Here is a 13,168-nt window from a genome sequence, read left to right as displayed (position 1 = left end):
GCCCTGCCCTCGCAGTGGAACCTCACGTCCGACTGACGGCATCCGGATCTGCCGCGATCCGCTCGTTCGGCTACCACCCTCGTTACTCCGCGTGAGTGAGGTGCCGGTTCCGCGATGGAACTTGCCACCGCAGCCGATGGTGGCGCCGAATTCGCGAGCATCGAGATCGGGAGATCTCGATGGGCCAAGACACAGCGACATCTCGCGCCGGAGCTCGCGAACAGAACCAACGGCAGCGGCCGTCGTGTCAGGCCGGTGCTCAACGACGATGGACGGCGTACTACATCGCCTAATCCGTCCTCGCCCCCGACGTCTCCACATCCTCGAACAGCTCGGTGAAGACGTGGAAACCGAAGGCTCTGGACCTCACGATCACGGCCCGAGCGGGCGGCGTAGGCGCCATCCGATGGATGTTGCCCGACGATGCTCATGCATGACGAACCTGATTGCCGGACCCGTTTTTGAGAGGTTTTCGGGGGGCGGTTCAAATTCCCATCGACAAAAATCAAAGCCCTGGCCAGCTTATACTGGTCAGGGCTTTGTCGAAGTCGGGACGGCGGGATTTGAACCCACGACCCCTTGACCCCCAGTCAAGTGCGCTACCAAGCTGCGCCACGTCCCGTTGCCCGGACCGTACGCCCCGGGCAGCCGCTACAGACTAGCGCAATCCTCCGCTCCCCCGCGCGCGGGTATCCCTCCGCCACGGAGGCCACACCCGCTACAGCGTCCTAGGATGATGGGGTAAGGAAGGGGGCGGACCAGGTGGCGAAAGGCTCGCCGAACTCCGCCTGAGCCGTCGCCACGATCAGGGCCGGGTCTTCTGGCGAGGTCAGGCCGAACGCCGATGCCAGCCACTCGACGTACTCGTCGTTGACGTCGAGATCGTCGTCCTCATCCTGGTAGAAGTATGCCTCCTCGCAGTCCACCGAGATCTCCACGTTGCAGGCCAGCAATTGGAACAGCTCGCGCAGGTTGCGCGCCACGACGTGCTGTCCGCCCTCGTCGCCGAAGACCACAACCGGCAGGGTAGCCAGATCGGGCCGGTCGTCGAACCGCCACAGGGCGTAGAACGAGCCCGATCCGTTGGCCTGCGCGAACGGGATCAGGCGCGACAGGAATGCCTGGTCCTTGGACCATCCGGCGATCAGGCCGGACGGGTCGGCGTACTCCGTGAGGCCGAAGCCTTTCGCGTACTCCTCGAATCCCTCCCGCTGCTGCAGCGACCAGAGTGCGTTGAGCTCGGGGATCGGCGAGTACGGCATCAGTGACCGCCGGTCGTCGCGTAGTGCAGGATCACGTTGTGCACGTGGTGGGCCTTGTTCGAGCCCCGGAACTCGACCTCGTAGACGTGCGTGCCCACGTGGACGGCGATCGCGCCGGTGGAGAAGAAGCTGCCGGCCCAGCTCTTGTTGCTGACCACGCTCACGCTGCTGACTTTCGAGTACGGGATGGAGGTCAGCGCGACGCGCTTACCGACGAAGGATTTGTCCTGGATGATGACGCGGCGGTCGGTGAGCCCGATGAACCCGGTGCCGACCCCGACGGCGTCGTAGACGGCGATGATGCTCTCGCCCTCCAGCAGGCCCGACTGGATCTGGTTGAGCTGTTCACGCTTGTCGAAGATGACATCGGCCATGGGTGGCTCCCTTCCGCAACGGTGCCCAGGGTAGGCGACGCGGGAAAGCTCCTACGCCTGACCGCGCAGCCGATCGAGGACGTTGCGGGCGTTGCGGACGACGAGGGCGACGATGACGGCGTCGAGGCCCAGGACGAGCGTGAAGGTCAGCCACGTGAGGGGCCACATGGCGGCGTGGTGCGTGGCGAAGGAGGCCAGCATGAGGGCCGCCGGTGGCGCGCCGACGAAGGCCGCCGACGCCCAGAGGGGCTGCTCCCGCCAACCGAGATAGCCGGCCAGCACGACCAGGATCGCGGCGAGCGCGACGACGCGGCCGACCGCCAGTTCGGCGGTGGCCTGGTCGGTACCCGGGTCGAGGGGGGTGCCGCGCAGGTCCCAGGGCAGCAGGACCAGGTACGCCGCCGCGGCGAGTACGGCTGCCGCCACCCATTCGGCGATGCGCTCGCCGCCTTGTCCCACCACCGCGTCCCCGCCTCGGTCTGAGCAGATCAGCTGCCCAACCTAGCGCGCCCGCACCGGACCGGTAAGGGGGCCGAACCGCGAACGTGACATCGACCGCGAGGTCTTGACAGCGGCCGGGGCACCCGGGCCTAGCGGCGGCCCTGCTTGGCGCGCGGTTTGACGGCGATGTCGATGGGGGTGCCTTCGAAGTCGAACTCCTCGCGCAGCTTGCGCTCCACGAAGCGGACGTACCCGGGGTCGAGCTGGCCGGTCGTGAACAGCACGAACCGGGGCGGGGACGTGCCGGCCTGGGTGGCGAACAGCACCCGGGGCGCCCGACCGCCGCGTACGGGATGGGGGGTGGCCTGCACGAGCGCGGTGAGCCACTGGTTGAGCTGCCCGGTGGGCACCCGGCGCTCCCAGTTGTGCAGGGCGGTGCGCAGGGCGGGGGCCAGCTTCTCCACGGCCCGGCCGGTACGCGCGGAGATGTTGACCCGGATGGCCCAGGGGATGCGCTTGAGTTCGCGTTCGATCTCGCGGTCGAGGTAGTAGCGGCGGTCCTCGTCGACGAGGTCCCACTTGTTGAAGGCGAGCACGATGCCCCGGCCGGACTCGGCCACCATGGACAACACCCGCTGGTCCTGCTCGCTGATGACCTCGCTGGCGTCGAGGAGGACCACGACGACCTCGGCGGCCTCGATGGCCCCGGCGGTGCGCAGGCTGGCGTAGTACTCCGTGCCGCTGGCCGTGTTGACGCGCTTACGCAGGCCGGCGGTGTCGACGAACAGCCACGTCTCGCCGCCGACCGTCACGAGGCTGTCGACCGGGTCGACGGTCGTGCCGGCCACGGAGTCGACGACGGCGCGCTCCTCCTGGGCGAGGCGGTTGAGCAGGCTGGACTTGCCGACGTTGGGGCGGCCGACGAGCGCCACGCGGCGCGGGCCGCCGACGGGCGCGTCACCGACCGGGGGCAGGTGGGGCAGCGCCGCGAGCAGCGTGTCGAGCAGGTCGCCGGAGCCGCGGCCGTGCAGGGCGGACACCGGGTGGGGCTCGCCGAGGCCGAGCGACCAGAGGCCGGCGACCTCCATCTCCTGCCGGGCGTTGTCGACCTTGTTCGCGACGAGGATGACGGGCTTGTTCGTGCGGCGCAGCATCTTCACGGCCGCCTCGTCCTCGTCGAGGGCGCCCACGCGGGCGTCCACGACGAGCAGGACCACGTCCGCGGACGCGGCGGCCAGCTCGGCCTGGGTGGCGATCGCCGCCGCGCGGTCGCGCGCGTCGGGTTCCCAGCCGCCCGTGTCGACGACCGTGAAGCGGCGCCCGGCCCACTGGGCGTCGTAGGCGACCCGGTCGCGGGTCACGCCCGGTACGTCCTCCACGACGGCCTGCCGGCGGCCCAGGATGCGGTTGACCAGGGTCGACTTGCCGACGTTGGGGCGGCCGACGACCGCGACGACCGGCAGCGGGCCGGCGGGAGCGTCGGCGTCGGACGCCGGTTCGGCGACGGCGCCCGCGACGTCGTCGGTGGCGTCGAGGACCTCGAAGTCGTCCACCACGTCCACCTCGCGGGGCTCGCGCCCGCGGCGGGGTCCGGCGCCGCCGCCCGGACGGGCCGGCCCGCCGGAGGCCTCCCGGCGACGGCTCACGCGCCCGCCTCCAGCAGCGTGGTGAGCCGGTGGACGACCTCGTCGATGCCCAGTTCCGTCGAGTCGAGCACGACGGCGTCGGCGGCCTGGGTGAGCGGGTCGACGGCCCGGGTCGAGTCGATGGTGTCGCGGCGCTGCAAATCGGCGGCCGTGGCGGCCAGGTCGGCGGCGACCTCGGTGCTGCGCCGGCGGGCCCGCTCGGCGGCGGAGGCCGTCAGGTACACCTTGAGGTCCGCGTCGGGCGCGACGACCGTACCGATGTCGCGGCCCTCCACGACGATGCCGGCGGCGGAGCGCGCGCTGGCGATGATGTCGCGCTGGCGGGCGACGAGCAGCTGGCGCACCGCGGGTACGGACGCCACAGCCGACACGGCGGCGGTCACGGCCGCGCCGCGGATCGGAGCGTCCACCGGCACGGTGCCGACCGAAATGTGGGGGGAGGTCGGGTCGGTCCCGATGACCAGGTCGGCATCCACGGCCACTTTGGCGACCGCGTCGGCGTCGGCCGGGTCAACCCCGGCGTCGAGGACGGCCCAGGTCACGGCCCGGTACATGGCGCCGGTGTCCAGGTACTGGGCGCCCAGTTCGGCGGCCAGCCGCCGGGAGACGGTCGACTTCCCGGAACCGGACGGTCCGTCGATCGCCACCACAGGCGCCGCGACACGCCGCTCAACCTCGCCCACCAAGACTCCCCACGACAGCAAACCGGTCCGATCTCAGGTCCATCATGCCGGTTCGTCCGGCAGGCCGTGCGGGCGGGCACGACCCCGGGCGATCCGGAACACATCAGCCGCTCAGGACTCCACGGCCCGGAACAGCCCGGCGATCTCCGAGGCGGTGAGCCGCCGCCACCGGCCGACCCGCAGGTCGCCGAGCTTCACCGGTCCGATCGCGGTGCGCACCAGGCGGCTGACCGGGTGGCCGACCTCGTCGAGCATGCGCCGCACGATGTGCTTGCGCCCCTCGTGCAACACGATCTCCACCAGTGCCGTGCGGGGGGTGGTGTCCACCACCCGGAAGTCGTCCGCGTGCGCCGGGCCGTCCTCCAGCTCGACGCCCTGCACGAGTCGCTTGCGCAGGCCGCGCGGGATCGTCCCGGATACCTCCGCCAGGTAGGTCTTCGACACCCCGTACGAGGGGTGCATGAGGCGGTTGGCCAGGTCGCCGTCGTTGGTGAGCAGCAGCAGGCCCTCGCTGTCGGCGTCCAGGCGCCCGACGTGGTAGACCCGCTGGGGCAGCCGCTCGACGAAGTCGGCGACCGACTGGCGGCCCTTCTCGTCCGACATGGTCGACACGACGCCGCGCGGTTTGTTGAACGCCAGGTACACCAGGTTGGCGTCCGTCACGACCCGGTCGCCGTCGACGTAGATCTCCGCCGTCTCCGGGTCGACCTTGTCGCCGAGCTGGGCCCGTTTGCCGTTCACGTTGACCCGGCCGGCGGCGATGAGGTCCTCGCAGACCCGCCGGGAGCCGACGCCCGCGCCGGCGAGCACCTTCTGCAGTCGGGGCAGGTCAGTATTATCGGTGGGCATCAATCTCATCCACGTTCTCGGGCAGGAAGGGGGCCAGCCCCGGCAACTCGGCGACGCTGTTGATGCCGAGCTTCTCGAGGAACAAGGGGGTCGTCTGGTAGAGCAGGGCGCCGCTCTCGCGTTCGGTGCCGCACTCCTCCACCAGGCCGCGCCCCACCAGGGTCTTGATCACGCCGTCGCAGTTCACGCCCCGGATCGCCGAGATCCGCGACCGGGTGACCGGCTGCTTGTAGGCGATCACCGCGAGGGTCTCCAGCGCGGCCTGGGTCAGGCGTGTCTGCTGCCCGTCGAGCACGAACCGCTCCACGTACGCCGCGTACTCCGTGCGGGTGTACAGCCGCCACCCGCCCGCCGACTGGCGCAGCTCGAACCCGCGCCCCGAGGCGGCATACTCGTCGCGCAGTTCCTTGAGCGTGGCGGCCACCCGCTGGGCCGGCTCGTCCAGGACCTGCGCGAGCAGGAACTCCCCCACGGGCTCGTCCACGACGAGCAGCACGGCCTCGAGGGCGCCGCGCAGCTCCGCGTCGCTCAGCGCCGCGGTCGCCTCACCTTCCTCATCGGGTACCCCCGAAGCGTCGTGTACGGGCTGCTCCTGCGGGATCTCGGCCGGCTCGGCAAGCTCGATCACCTCGCGTGACGGCGCCTGCTCGTCCCCGTCGGACGTCGCCTGCTCGCCAGAGTCGTGACTGTGGTGGGGGGCCGCGTCGTTCCCCTCACCAAAAGCATGACTTTGGCGGGAGGCCGCCTCACTCCCCTCACCAAAAGCATGACTTTGGCGGGAAGCCGCCTCGCTCCCCTCACCAAAAGCATGACTCTGGCGGGAAGCCGCCTCGCTCCCCTCACCAAAAGCCTCGCTCCCCTCACCAAAAGCATGACTCTGGCGGGAAGCCGCCTCGCTCCCCTCACCAAAAGCATGACTCTGGCGGGAAGCCGCCTCGCTCCCCTCACCAAAAGCATGACTCTGGCGGGAAGCCGCCTCGCTCCCCTCACCAAAAGCATGACTTTGGCGGGAGGGCGCGTCCTCCCGCTCGCCAAAGGCGTGACTTTGGCGAAGGTCGGCGTCCCCATCCCCGCCAGAAGTGTGACTCTGGTCGGTAGGCGCGGCGTTCCCCTCGCCAGAAGCGGGGCTTTGGTGGGGCGGGGCGGGCTCGTCGTCCGGGACCTCTGTCGGCTCGGTCAGCTCCAGGACGGCCGCCGGCGGCACCTCGTCCGCGTGGTCATCGGACTGCGCATCGGCATCGGTCTCGACGGGTGGCTCGGTGGGCTCCGCCAGCTCCAGGACCGCCGGCGGGGGCGGTTCGGCAGCCGGGTCGTGGTGCACGTGTTCGGCGGGCTCCACGAGTTCGATGACGCCGTCGGGCGGCACGTCGCCGGACGGGTGCCGCGGGTCGTGGGCCCCGACGACCCGGGCGACTCCCCTGGCCACGGGCGCCGGCTCGGGCAGGTGACCACCGCCGGGCCCACCGGCCGCGGGCTCACTGACCCCTGGCCCGACCTCCGCCCGCTCGACGTCCGCTGCCTCGACGTCCGATCGCTCGACGTCCGCTGCCTCGACGTCCGCTGCCTCGACGTCCACTCGCTCAACGTCCGCTGCCTCGACGTCCACTCGCTCAACGTCCGCTGCCTCGACGTCCGATCGCTCCACGTCTGCTGCCTCGACGTCGGCCGGCTCAGCGGCCGTCGGCTCAGCGTTGGTGGCGGGCTCGTCGGCCGGTTTCGGGTCGCGGGCCCATGGTGGGACCCACGCTGCCGCGCTCTCCGCGAGCGATGGCGGCCGCTCGTCGTTCATCGCGCCCACTCCCCTTTGTCCGCCTCGGTCACTGTGCGGCCAGCTCCTCATTGTCCCCGCCCGGCTGGTCCGAACCCTCGGGTGCCCCGGTCGCGGGCTCATCGCCGTACTCGTCGAAGGAGAGGGTGACCGGCGCGGACCCGTCGCCGGTCCAGCGGACCGTGAGCTCCCCCAACGCCTCGATCTGGTCGAAGACCACCAGGCCCTCGCGGTAGAGCTCGAGGAGCGCGAGGAACCGCGCCACGACCTCCAGCGTGTTCTGGCAGTCGGCGCACAGGTTACGGAACGTGGCCACCTGGAGGCGAATGAGCTTCTCGCGCAGGATGCCGGCGTGTTCGCGGACGCTGACGCGCACCTGGTGCACGTGGGCGATGGAGACGACCGGTTCGGGCTTGGGGGTGATGGTGCGCAGGTAGAGCTGGGCGAGGCGGTCGGGGCCGATGCCGAGGACCAGTTCGGGTAGGGCCTGGGCGTAGCGGGGTTCCAGGCTGACGGCACGGGGGTAGCTGCGGGCGATCTCGGACTCGCGCCCGGCGATGTGGGCGGCGGCCTCCTTGAACGCCTTGTACTGCAGGAGGCGGGCGAACAGCAGGTCGCGGGCTTCGAGGAGGGCGAGGTCCTCCTCGTCCTCGACCTCGGCGGCGGGCAGCAGGCGGGCCGCCTTCAGGTCGAGCAGGGTGGCGGCGATGACAAGGAACTCGCTGGCCTCGTCGAGGTCCCAGTCGTCGCCCATGGCCCGGATGTAGGCGATGAACTCGTCGGTGACCTGGTGCAACGCCACCTCGGTGACGTCGAGCTGGTGCTTGCCGATGAGCTGCAGGAGCAGGTCGAACGGGCCGGTGAAGTTGGTCAGCCGCACCGTGAAGCCGCCGGCGGGCGCCTCGGGCATGGGGGTGCTGACCTCACTCACCCCGGAAACGTAACCCATGGGGCGGGACGCCCGCCCGCGACGCCCCCTATGCCCACACCCGCACGAGGGGTGCGGCGAGCAGGTCCAGCGCGGCGAGCAGCGGGGTGCGGTCCCCGAGGGGGACGACCGCGGCGAGGAGGAGTCCCAGGGCGCCCAGGACGGCGGGCCACTCGCCGACCAGGCCGAGCACCGGCGAGGCCGCCAGCGGCGGGCCGCCGGCGGGGGCGGGGGCCGGTTGCAGGAGGGCGGCGGAGCCGAGGCGGAAGCCGTCCAGGGGCGGTACGGGCAGCAGGGCGAGCACGCCGAAGCAGAGCAGCCCGACGGCGAGGCTCAGCATCACCTGGGCGGCCGGCGGTACGCCGACGACGCCCCGCAGCACGTCGGAGGGGTAGTTCAGGCGCAGGCTGGCGCGCTGGGCCGGGAAGGCGAGCGCGAAGCCGGCCAGGCATGCCTCCCCGGCCGCGAGGACGGCGACCGGGCCGGCGGCGACGGCCAGGGCGCGGCGGGCGCCCGTGGGGCGCCACCAGCCCGTACCGGTGAACACGAGGGTGATCGCGCCGAGGGCGCCCACGGCGGACCCGGCGGCGACGTCGGCGTTGCCGCCGTAGCGGTGCGCGACGCGGCGGTGTACCAGGGCCCGCAGGGTGGCGCCGAGAACGAACGCGGCGATCAGCCCCAGCGCCGCGACCGGTTGGCCGAGCGCCCAGAGCACCTCAGCTCACCCCTTCGGGGCGTGGGCCGCGATCACCTCGCGCGCGAGCTGGCGGTAGTTGCGCGCGCCGGAGGAGGAGGGGTCGAGGGAGGTGATCGGGGCGCCGGCCACCGTGGACTCGGGGAACTTCACCGTCTTCGTGATGACCGTCTGGTAGACCTTGTCGCCGAACGCCTCGACGACGCGCTGCAGCACCTGGCGGCAGTGTGTGGTGCGCGAGTCGTACATGGTGGCGAGGATGCCTTCGAGTTCGAGGTCGAAGTTGAGCCGCTCGCGCACCTTGTCGATCGTGTCCAGCAGCAGGGCGACGCCGCGAAGGCTGAAGAACTCGCACTCCAGGGGCACGAGCACGCCGTGGGCGGCCGTGAGCGCGTTGATGGCGAGCAGGCCCAGCGACGGCTGGCAGTCGATGAGGATGAAGTCGTACTCGTTCATGACCGGGCGGAGCAGGCGCTTGAGCACCATCTCGCGCGCGACCTCGGTGACGAGCTGGATCTCGGCCGCCGACAGGTCGATGTTGGCCGGCAGCAGGTGCAGGCCGGCGACGTTGGTCTTGATGAGGATGTCGTCGATCGTGACCTCGTCCTGCATGAGCAGGTTGTAGACCGACAGGTCGAGGTTGTGCGGGTTGACGCCGAGGCCGACCGACAGGGCGCCCTGGGGGTCGAAGTCGAGCAGCAGGACCTTGCGCCCGTACTCGGCCAGGGCCGCGCCGAGGTTGATGGTGGTGGTCGTCTTGCCGACGCCGCCCTTCTGGTTCGCCATCGCGATGACCCGGGCAGGCCCGTGCCGGTCGAGCGGCATGGGCTGCGGAATGGGTCGGCGCGTGGTGTACGCGGAGGGGTCAGCGGGGCCCAGGTCAGCGCCGAGCGTCAGCGAGGCCTGTTCGGCCCGCAGCTCGGTCGTCCATGCCTCGGCTCGATCGTCGATGCCTGCCATCTCCCGTATACGCCCTTCCCGCCGCTCGTCGTTCCGCGGGGAGCCGCGAGACGACTGTACGGCACCACCGGGGCCCGACAGATATACGTCGCTCGGCGTGTCGCTGCGTGTCGCGTTTTAATCGCGCGCACGCGGGTGCGATACCGCGTACACCTCGCGAAGCCTGTCCACAGTAACCAACGTGTACACGGCTGTCGTGGTCACGGAGGCGTGGCCGAGCAACTCCTGGACAACGCGCACGTCAGCGCCCCCGTCGAGCAGGTGGGTGGCGTAGCAGTGGCGCAGCGTGTGGGGCGACACGCGTCCGTCGAGACCGGCCCGCCCGGCCACGTCGCGCAGGATCGCCCACGCCCCCTGCCGCGACAGTGTCCCGCCGCGCGCGTTCCGGAAAATCGTGTGGGTACGGTCACCGCGGCGCTGCCGCGCCAACAGCTGGGGCCGGCCCCGGTGCAGATAGTCGCGCAGCGACGAACACGCGTGCGAGCCCAGCGGCACCAGGCGCGAGCGCCCGCCCTTGCCGCGCAGCAGCACGCTCGCGTCGTCGAGGTCGACCTCGTCGACGACGCAGCCGACGGCCTCGGAGATGCGCGCGCCCGTGCCGTAGAGGAACTCCAGCAGCGCCCTGTCGCGCAGCGCCAGCGGGTCGGTCCCGTCGACCGACGACAGCAGCCGCAGCACGTCGGCGACGTCGAGGGCGCGGGGCAGCCGGCGGGGTGGGGCCGGCGGGCGGACGGCGCCGGCCGGGTCGGCGTCCGTGAGCCGCTCACGGGCGGCGAAGCGGTGCAGCCCGCGTACGGCGCTCACGGCGCGGGCGGCCGAGGCGGCCGACAGGGGCGGGTGCTCCTCGTCGCCCTCGCGCAGGCGGCGCAGGTGCCCGGTGATGTCGGCCTCGGCGACCGACGCCAGCTCGGCGTGACCGGACGCGGACAGCGCCGCCGCGTACCGGGCCAGGTCACGCCGGTACGCGCGCAGCGTGTTCGCGGCGAGGCCGCGTTCGACGGCGAGGTGGTCGAGGTACGCCTCGACGGCGGCCGCGATCAGCCCAGGACCTCCTCCAGCTTCGCGTACGCCAGGCCGTGTGCCTGGGCCACGGGCGCGTTCGTGAGCTGGCCCGCGTAGGTGTTGAGGCCGAGCGCCAGCGCGCGGTCGCGCTTGATCGCCTCGCGCCAGCCGTGGTTGGCCAGCTCCACCGCGTACGGCAGGGTGACGTTCGTCAGAGCGTACGTGGAGGTGTGCGGGACCGCGCCGGGCATGTTCGCCACGCAGTAGAACAGCGAGTTGTGCACCGGGTAGACCGGGTCGGCGTGGGTGGTGGGCCGCGAGTCCTCGAAGCAGCCGCCCTGGTCGATGGCGATGTCGACGAGCACGCTGCCCGGCTTCATGTGCTTGACCTGTTCGTTGCTGACCAGCGTGGGCGCCTTCGCGCCGGGGATGAGGACTGCGCCGATGACCAGGTCGGCGTCGGCGACGGCGCGCTCGATCTCGTACGCGTTGGACGCGACCGTCTGCAGGTGGCCCTGGTAGATGGCGTCGGCCTGGCGCAGCCGGGCGATGTTCTTGTCCAGCAGCAGCACCTCGGCCTGCATGCCGAGCGCGATGGCGGCGGCGTTCATGCCGGACACGCCCGCGCCGATGACGACGACCTTGGCCGCGTACACGCCGGAGACCCCGCCCATGAGCACGCCGCGCCCGCCGCCCGACCGCATGAGGTGGTAGGCGCCGACCTGCGGGGCGAGCCGGCCGGCCACCTCGGACATCGGGGCGAGCAGCGGCGTGGACCCGTCGGGCAGCTCCACGGTCTCGTACGCGATGCCGGTGACCTTGCGCGCCAGCAGCGCGTCCGTGCACTCCCGGGACGCAGCCAGGTGCAGGTAGGTGAACAGGGTCTGGCCCTCGCGCATGCGGTCGTACTCCTCGGCGATGGGCTCCTTGACCTTGAGGATCAGCTCGCCGGCCTGCCACACGTCCTCGGCGCTGGGCAGGATCGTCGCGCCCGCCTGCGCGTACTCCGCGTCCGTGATGGACGATCCGGCGCCCGCCTCGGACTCCACGTACACGTGGTGGCCGTTGCGGACGAGCTCGTGCACGCCGGCCGGGGTGATGGCGACCCGGTACTCGTGGATTTTGACTTCGCGCGGGATTCCGACCTTCACTGCAGACCCCTGTTCGCTCCGTGCCGGCCGCGATTTGGCCGTTCGCCGGGAGTCTAGGCCGCCAGAATGTGAGACTGGTCGCGACAGCCTGTGCCCTCGTCGGGTCTTTACCCGACGAAGTGTCAAGATCAAACAGTATGCGTGCGCGCGCGTGTGACACGGCTCGCCTACAGTGGCGCGGTGACGACCCACCCGCAGGACCCGACGGATCCGGGCGACCCCGTCGACCCCTACGACTCCTCCGCGGGGCCGCACCCGGCGACCTACCCCGACATCTACCAGCCCCCGCCCGACAACCTGCCGGCCACGTTCATCGACTCGCAGCCGTGGGACACGACGCCGCGCACCCCCACGAACCCACCCGCCGCGCCGCCCGCCGTCGTCTACCCGCCTCCCTACCCGTCCTCCCCCGCATACCCGGCGTCGCCGGGATATCCGCCGACGGCCGGGTACGGGATACCGCCCGGCGGGTACCCGATGCTCCAGCCGATCATCGTGGTGCCGCCGCCGCCGAACGCCCCGTACGGGGTCGATCCCAGCACCGGGCAGCCCCTGTCCGACAAGAGCAAGGTCGCCGCGGGGCTGCTGCAACTGTTGCCCGGCATCGTGCTGTGCCTGGGCGGCATCGGTCGCCTCTACGCCGGCCATGTCGGCCTGGGCGTCGTGCAGCTGCTCGGCACGGTGATCGCGTGGTTCGGGCTGGTCTGCGGCTTCTTCACCATCGTCGGCTGGTGTCTGACCGTGCCGTTCTGGATCTGGTTCGTCGTCGACGGCATCATGCTGCTCGCCGGCCGGCCGACGGACTCGCAGGGCCGACTGCTGCGGAACTGACGCGTCAGGCAGGCGACGGTCGGGGCGGGCCGGACCCGGAAACGGGCTTTGCCGGGTTGGCCTAGACTCGGCGTGGTGAACGATCCAACGGCCGATCCGTACCGCCAGCCGCCCGCCGATCCGTACGCCGGCCAGGGCGAGACCATGCCCGTCCCGCAGCCGCCGCCGCCCGCGCCGGGCTACTACCCGACGTCGACGCCACCGGGCTCACCGACGGCCCCGATGCCGCCCGGCACCCAGTACCCGGCCCAGCCGGGGTACCCGCAGCAGGGCTACCAGCAGCCTGGCTACGCGCCGCCCGGGTACGGCCAGCCCGCCGTCGACCCGGCGACCGGCCTGCCGCTGTCCGACAAGAGCAAGGTCGTCGCCGGCGTCCTGCAGCTCGTGCTCGGCGGCTTCGGCGTGGGCCGGTTCTACACCGGACACACGAGCATGGCCATCGCCCAGATCGCGGTCACGTGGCTGACCTGCGGGCTCGGCGCGCTCTGGCCGCTGATCGACGGCATTCTCATCCTCGTGCAACCCAACCAGACGGACGCGCAGGGCCGCATCCTGCGCTCCTAGTCGTCGAGGCCACCC

General features: G+C 71.5%; 13 protein-coding genes, 1 tRNA gene and 1 pseudogene. 2 read left to right on the top strand and 13 right to left on the bottom strand.

Going from position 1 to position 13,168, the window contains the following annotated elements; genetic code table 11:
- Positions 1-548: 548 nt before the first annotated feature.
- The 13 genes and pseudogenes from ABD191_RS26440 to ald all read right to left on the bottom strand — a co-directional run bounded on the left by ABD191_RS26440 (position 549) and on the right by ald (position 11,758).
- Positions 549-622: transfer RNA gene (locus ABD191_RS26440), tRNA-Pro, on the bottom strand.
- Between the two features lie 106 nt (positions 623-728).
- Positions 729-1,262 (bottom strand): hypothetical protein, encoded by a 534-nt coding sequence (locus ABD191_RS26435; protein ID WP_344087807.1) that lies wholly within the window; start codon positions 1,260-1,262, stop codon positions 729-731.
- Positions 1,262-1,636, bottom strand: coding sequence for a PH domain-containing protein (locus tag ABD191_RS26430; RefSeq protein WP_344087804.1), 375 nt, complete (start codon positions 1,634-1,636; stop codon positions 1,262-1,264). The genes ABD191_RS26435 and ABD191_RS26430 overlap by 1 nt, the downstream gene beginning before the upstream one ends.
- A gap of 51 nt (positions 1,637-1,687) precedes the next feature.
- Positions 1,688-2,095 carry a hypothetical protein gene (locus ABD191_RS26425; protein ID WP_344087801.1) on the bottom strand — a complete coding sequence of 136 codons (408 nt, stop codon included), beginning with the start codon at positions 2,093-2,095 and terminating at the stop codon, positions 1,688-1,690.
- A gap of 131 nt (positions 2,096-2,226) precedes the next feature.
- Positions 2,227-3,630, bottom strand: a complete 1,404-nt coding sequence (der, locus tag ABD191_RS26420; protein ID WP_344087821.1) for a ribosome biogenesis GTPase Der — start codon at positions 3,628-3,630, stop codon at positions 2,227-2,229.
- Between the two features lie 89 nt (positions 3,631-3,719).
- The gene (gene cmk, locus ABD191_RS26415; protein WP_344087798.1) at positions 3,720-4,406 is read right to left on the bottom strand and encodes a (d)CMP kinase; all 687 of its coding nucleotides are present in this window, start codon (positions 4,404-4,406) and stop codon (positions 3,720-3,722) included.
- 111 nt (positions 4,407-4,517) lie between these two features.
- Positions 4,518-5,255, bottom strand: coding sequence for a pseudouridine synthase (locus ABD191_RS26410; protein WP_344087795.1), 738 nt, complete (start codon positions 5,253-5,255; stop codon positions 4,518-4,520).
- Positions 5,242-6,030: pseudogene (scpB, locus tag ABD191_RS26405) on the bottom strand (SMC-Scp complex subunit ScpB); the annotation flags it as partial. The pseudogene scpB and the gene ABD191_RS26410, both read right to left, overlap by 14 nt.
- A gap of 1,042 nt (positions 6,031-7,072) precedes the next feature.
- The gene (locus ABD191_RS26400; protein WP_425560876.1) at positions 7,073-7,972 is read right to left on the bottom strand and encodes a segregation and condensation protein A; all 900 of its coding nucleotides are present in this window, start codon (positions 7,970-7,972) and stop codon (positions 7,073-7,075) included.
- Positions 7,973-8,000: 28 nt separating this feature from the next.
- Entirely contained in the window at positions 8,001-8,666 is a 666-nt protein-coding gene (locus ABD191_RS26395) for a zinc metalloprotease (RefSeq protein ID WP_344087792.1), read from the bottom strand.
- A 6-nt stretch (positions 8,667-8,672) separates the two neighbouring features.
- Complete coding sequence (locus ABD191_RS26390) at positions 8,673-9,605, bottom strand: ParA family protein (protein WP_344087789.1); 933 nt, start codon at positions 9,603-9,605, stop codon at positions 8,673-8,675.
- Positions 9,606-9,722: 117 nt separating this feature from the next.
- Positions 9,723-10,646: a tyrosine recombinase gene (locus ABD191_RS26385; protein WP_344087815.1), complete on the bottom strand. Its 924-nt coding sequence runs from the start codon at positions 10,644-10,646 to the stop codon at positions 9,723-9,725.
- A complete protein-coding gene (gene ald, locus ABD191_RS26380) occupies positions 10,643-11,758 on the bottom strand; it encodes an alanine dehydrogenase (protein WP_344087786.1) in 1,116 nt (371 codons plus the stop codon). Before ald ends, ABD191_RS26385 begins: the two co-directional genes overlap by 4 nt.
- 180 nt (positions 11,759-11,938) lie before the next feature.
- On the opposite strand from ald, the gene ABD191_RS26375 reads away from it, so the two are divergent.
- Both ABD191_RS26375 and ABD191_RS26370 read left to right on the top strand, forming a co-directional pair.
- Positions 11,939-12,589, top strand: coding sequence for a TM2 domain-containing protein (locus ABD191_RS26375; protein ID WP_344087783.1), 651 nt, complete (start codon positions 11,939-11,941; stop codon positions 12,587-12,589).
- A 75-nt stretch (positions 12,590-12,664) separates the two neighbouring features.
- Positions 12,665-13,153 carry a TM2 domain-containing protein gene (locus ABD191_RS26370; protein WP_344087780.1) on the top strand — a complete coding sequence of 163 codons (489 nt, stop codon included), beginning with the start codon at positions 12,665-12,667 and terminating at the stop codon, positions 13,151-13,153.
- Positions 13,154-13,168 lie beyond the last annotated feature (15 nt).

It is taken from the genome of Luedemannella helvata (genome assembly GCF_039528415.1).
GTDB lineage: Bacteria > Actinomycetota > Actinomycetes > Mycobacteriales > Micromonosporaceae > Luedemannella > Luedemannella helvata.
The sequence above is the reverse complement of the archived record's forward strand: the minus strand, read 5'-3'. Positions and strand labels throughout refer to the sequence as shown.